The sequence below is a fragment of the Arcicella sp. GW458-12-2-14-TSB2 genome, assembly GCF_059423785.1.
In genome coordinates this window covers 1-5,111 of the sequence record NZ_JBWKYN010000273.1, presented here as the reverse complement: position 1 = coordinate 5,111, position 5,111 = coordinate 1, and the positions used below count along the sequence as shown (strand labels likewise).

Below are 5,111 nucleotides of genomic sequence, written 5' to 3'. Positions count from 1 at the left end.
GAATCAATAACAAAAAACAACCTGTCTATTAAAAGCTAATTCTATTAATCATTTCTACCAATATCTCAAAGAACTCTTTAACCTAAAAATTACCGTTGTAACCCTTAAATCTTGCTAGTAATTATCTTCCTAATTACTCTAACTCTTCCCCTTTTCTCAGCCCGTTGGCGTCGTTTGGGAGTGCAAAGATGCAAGCTTTTTTTTTAATAACAATACCTCAATCAAAACTTTTTTTGAAGTTTTTTGAAAATAATTCGCAACTATACTGAAAATTAAACGGTTAGGATGTGAAAAAAAGCAAGAAAAATACTCAAAAAAAGATGCGTAGAAATTACTCAAATTTAGTCAATTAAAATTGTCATAAAAATACTTCAAATAAACATATTGATATTTGTGCCCATCATAAAGTTGATTTGGTTTTAAACCTAAAATATCCAAACCTCTTGCTAAAAGTTTGGATATTTTCTTTTGTTTATCAATAATTGAGTAATTGTATCACTTCATCTGATATTTCCATTTCTTTTCCTTCTTTACTCATCCAATATTGAAACTTCTCTAGCCTGTTATATGGATTGTATAAATCTCTTAATGAGAAAATCATTCCCATGTGTTGCTTGGCTATTTGTGTTGGCTGTGCATTTGCATCAAAGTACCATTCGCTATTTCGCCCTGCTTCCATCATTTCATTCATCAGACTGAGTTTATCTTCATCACTCAATACATCATATCTCCTTTCAAAGTAATTCAGCTCTGCTTCTTTAAAAAGCATGACTAGTCTTTTTAGTTCTTCTTGACGGTTGGCTCTTTCGGTTTCTTGTTTTACCTTTTGTTTTTTCTCTTCTATTTTTTTCCTTTTTTGTTTGGTATATCCTTCGTGCTGTTCAAACAGATTTCTAGTACTGAAGTACGCCATACTCCGCACTGCTATTTTTTTATCTATTAATGCATTGAAACAATCTTCTACTAGCTCTCTTCCATATTTGTCTACATAAGCATCGATTTCTATTTCAATGGTATTGACTTCTGGTTTTTCTTGTAAATTAACTTTTTTAAATAATGTATATAGACGGGTGTTATTATCTGGTTGTTCTTCTTGTTTCAAGGGCTGCATCATTTCTGAGAAACTCTTGAATTCAATCTGTTTTATAAATTCATCCTGTTCAGAAAAAGGTGTTTTATCCTTCAACTTAATAACAAACAACAACCCTGTAATTTTAGGGCGTAGTTTATCTAGGTTAGTTCCTTTTTTCTGATACGTAATAAAAATGTCTGTTTTATCATTGATTTCATCAATGGCTGGTATCAACACGCGCTTTTCAAGATTTGAAAACTTTAAATAGCCACTAGTGTTATATTCAAATTGAATTTTGAAACGTTCGATATCTATTTCATAAAACCCTTTGTTCAACCAAGATTTAAAAAATGGATAAAGCTTAATAGATTGGCTATTTTGCAACCTAAAGAAATTCTCTTTTAAAAAGCTGAAGTTTTCTCGCTCGTTTACTTCTAAAATCTTCTGTGCCAAATCTCGCACGATAAAGAGCTGTATCTTCCCTGACCCTTCATCGTGAATCATTTGAGAAATAATGGTAGTACTTACTTCTAATTTTCCTTCTCGCCACTTTAATAAAGTAGTTTGAAGCATTTCGGCACTTTCTATTAAATAGTTGTAGCCTTTTTTATGGGTTACTCCTATCCTCTCTAAAAAATCTTTGATATGAATGGTAAAACATACGCTTTCATTCTGCTCCATTCCGAACAGATGTGATGGCTTTAAACGAGAAGCGATTTCGATGAATAATTTCCTTGTATAAATATCATCTACAGAAACCGACTCATTCTTAGAAATTCTTCTAATGAATTTGGGATTGGCCAACGGATTATTGAAAATCAGATAATCAGGATTATTCTGAAACAATTCAATATTTAAGCTTGGATCTAATTCATTTTTCATCTGCATATTGGTTACCTATACAAAACTAATTTGTTTTGGCAACTTTACAAAAAAATGTTTCCAAACATACTGCTTATTTCGGTAAATTTTTCACATGTTAGATGCTAGCGATAAGGTAGCTTATATAAGCATGATAACTTATATACCTACATTTTGTTGCCTAACAGTATATGGGAAAAGGGGATAAAATTGTCATATATCATAAGAATACCTACAATTTGTTGCATAATAAAGATATTGACATGGTTTATCAGTCAATATCTGAAACCCGCCAATATTCAGAATAGGCATAATCCAGATTGTCGAAGTAGTATTTAGCTAAAAACACCTACAATTTGTTGCCTATTAATAGCATAGACAGCCTTTTGAACGGAGCAATACATTTGTAAGCCTTTCACAGAGTATTTTACCTACAATTTGTTGCTTAATAAAGTCAGAGAAATGAATATTAAAAGGCAAAAACACCTACATTTTGTTGCCAAACATATCCAGAGGAAATTTATCTTTTTATATTGCTGCCTACTATCAAATCATGCCCTTCTGAAAACAGAAAAGGAGAGATTATTTTTAAATAATTGATTTTAAAAAATATCAAATCACCTACATTTTGTTGCCTAATTATTCAAACGTGACAAATCCTTGATATTTCCAAGCTTTTTAGTGGTAATTTATACCTAAACCTACATTTTGTTGCCAAACTATTTTATAAATAACTAAAAATCATTCACTTAACATCTCTTTAAAATACGCTCTTATTTACGGCACCTACATTTTGTTGCTTAGTACCTACATTTTGTTGCCTATTACCTACAATTTGTTGCTTAATCACCTACAATTTGTTGCCTATTACCTACAATTTGTTGCCAAACCACCTACAATTTGTTGCCAAACCACCTACAATTTGTTGCCAAAATATGTTATAATAAATTGATTATCAGTTAATTATAGAGGTGCTAAAAAATATATTAAAAAACTCTTTTAAAAATATATTAAAAAACTCTCTCAAAAAAGGAAAAAATGAGAGAGCGATTTTTATTCTTTTTTATTTTTAATAAAGAAAAGAATAAAGGCTAAAATAAGTATTTGTATGAAATTTTATGCTTTATGCGTATTATTGTATAATATATCATGCAAATATTGTACCTTTGATAATCTTTTCATTTCTAATCATTACATAAATGTTGACTCAAGAGTTATTATTGAGATTTCTCAGAAGAAGAAATGCTATTTCAGTGGCGACATTGGAAAGAGAAGCAGGACTTGCCAAAGATACTTTGGCTAAAGCATTGAAAGGAGAACGGAATTTAAGTGAAAAGCATTTAGAGCTCTTATTACCCGTAATAACTTCGTACGGGTTTTCCACAAATTTATATGAAAAAGCCAGAGTGGTATCTGTGATCAACCATAAAGGCGGAGTAGGTAAAACTACGACAACGGGATATTTGGGTGAGGCAATTGCTAAAATGGGCTTTAAAGTATTAATTATTGATTTAGATCCACAAGGTAATTTGAGTCAGATTTTTGATATACACCTGCAAGATGAAAAACAAGTTTATCATAGTTTAGTAAAATTAGCAGATTTGCCTATCTACAATATCGGCGAAAATCTAGACATTGCTCCGTCGGATATAGAATTGGCAAAAGCTGAAACAGAATTGGTGAATAAAGTAGGGGGCGAACAACGTTTGAAAATATTGATAGCAAGGATTAGCCAGAACTACGATTTTATTTTGATAGACTGTCCACCATCTTTGAATATTCTTACGATGAGTGCCATGCAAGCCTCTAACAGTTGTTTAATTACCCTTTTGCCAGAGATGTCTGCTTTAAAAGGATTAAATACCCTGTTAGAGCGTATTTCGGAAGCTCGCCAAATTTTTAATCCAGCTCTGCAAGTAGATGGCATTGTATTTACCATGGTTAGGAAAAATACTGTTCATGATGGGATTAAAGAAACTGTAAGAAGCATTTTCCCACACATTAAAGTATTCAGCAAAGAAATTAAACATTTGATTGCCTTTCAGAAGGCTCAGATAGAACAGATACCCATCAGAACATTTGATAAAGATTCAGAGGCTGCAAGATGTTATGAAGAATTTTGTGACGAATACCTATCATTGTTTTAATCCAATTAACATTTTATAGAAATGGCAAAGAACATAAAAATGTCGATTGCAGAAAAAGCAAGGGTGTCTATCACAAATAGTTTTTCGCCCTTAGAGTCGATAAAACAAAATATAACAGTTCTTGAAGAATTAAGAAGCTTTATTCCCCCTTTGTTAGATTCAGAATTAGCACAGTTAAAGGCTAATTTGTTAGCAAATGGATGTAAAGACCCACTTTTACTTTGGGAAACAACCAAGGATATTATTGGTGAAGGCAATGTAATGGAGCCAGCTTATGTGTTGATAGATGGGCACAACCGTTACGGTATATGCAAAGAATTTGGTGTTTCTTTCAATGTGCAATTGTTGTCTTTTAACTCGTTTAAAGAAGTAAAAGAACACATGATTGATTTGCAGTTGGGACGAAGAAACCTAAATGCACAACAAGCATCGTATTTGCGAGGATTGCGCTATAATACCGAGAAAAATGATGTTTCGGATAATTTGCAAGGCAAAAAAGAAGGATTTTTATCAGATGGTCAAAATGACCATTTGGAAAATGCTGTAAAAATTACCACTGCCGAAAGACTAGCCAAAGAATATAATGTAGGCGAAAAAACAATTAGGAGAGATGCTGCCTTTGCTGAAGGCTTAGAAAAACTCACGCCTACCCTTCGTAATGAAGTGCTTTCTGGCAAAAAGAAAGTTGAAAAAAGTAAAATACAGTTATTGGCAAAGTCGAATGAGAAAAACCAATCAATTGATGATATTGAGAAAGTAGAGGAAATTCTATTACAACAAGAAAGCAATACAAAAGAGAAAAAGTCGGAGAATGATTCAAACGATATTGCTCAAGAGAAATATAATAAAGTATTAGGTGCTATTAACGAAGCATATGCTAGTAGAAATATAGGAGCTTTTGAGGCTATTGAACTTGCTTTACAGGAATTTAAATTGATTTTAAACTGATATTTACCAGATGGTCAAAATGTCCATTAGGTAAACTAAATAGAAAATCATGATTGATAAAAAATCCAGATGGTCATTTTGAC

At 31.9% G+C, this 5,111-nt stretch carries 3 protein-coding genes; 2 read left to right on the top strand and 1 reads right to left on the bottom strand.

Features of this window, described 5'->3' with window-relative positions:
• Positions 1-475 precede the first annotated feature (475 nt).
• Complete coding sequence (locus AC07XN_RS23365; protein WP_494744798.1) at positions 476-1,954, bottom strand: replication initiation protein; 1,479 nt, start codon at positions 1,952-1,954, stop codon at positions 476-478.
• 1,178 nt (positions 1,955-3,132) lie between these two features.
• On the opposite strand from AC07XN_RS23365, the gene AC07XN_RS23360 reads away from it, so the two are divergent.
• Together AC07XN_RS23360 and AC07XN_RS23355 are read left to right on the top strand one after the other, a co-directional pair.
• Positions 3,133-4,080, top strand: a complete 948-nt coding sequence (locus AC07XN_RS23360) for a ParA family protein (protein ID WP_309923771.1) — start codon at positions 3,133-3,135, stop codon at positions 4,078-4,080.
• A 21-nt stretch (positions 4,081-4,101) separates the two neighbouring features.
• Positions 4,102-5,028, top strand: a complete 927-nt coding sequence (locus AC07XN_RS23355) for a ParB N-terminal domain-containing protein (RefSeq protein WP_494744797.1) — start codon at positions 4,102-4,104, stop codon at positions 5,026-5,028.
• The last annotated feature ends 83 nt before the right edge of the window (positions 5,029-5,111 follow it).

What these genes read in the sequence shown, in the direction of transcription:
- AC07XN_RS23365 (WP_494744798.1), bottom strand. Translation starts at nt 1,954, where the DNA reads ATGAAAAATGAATTAGATCCAAGCTTAAATATTGAATTGTTTCAGAAT.
- AC07XN_RS23360 (WP_309923771.1), top strand. Translation starts at nt 3,133, where the DNA reads ATGTTGACTCAAGAGTTATTATTGAGATTTCTCAGAAGAAGAAATGCT.
- AC07XN_RS23355 (WP_494744797.1), top strand. Translation starts at nt 4,102, where the DNA reads ATGGCAAAGAACATAAAAATGTCGATTGCAGAAAAAGCAAGGGTGTCT.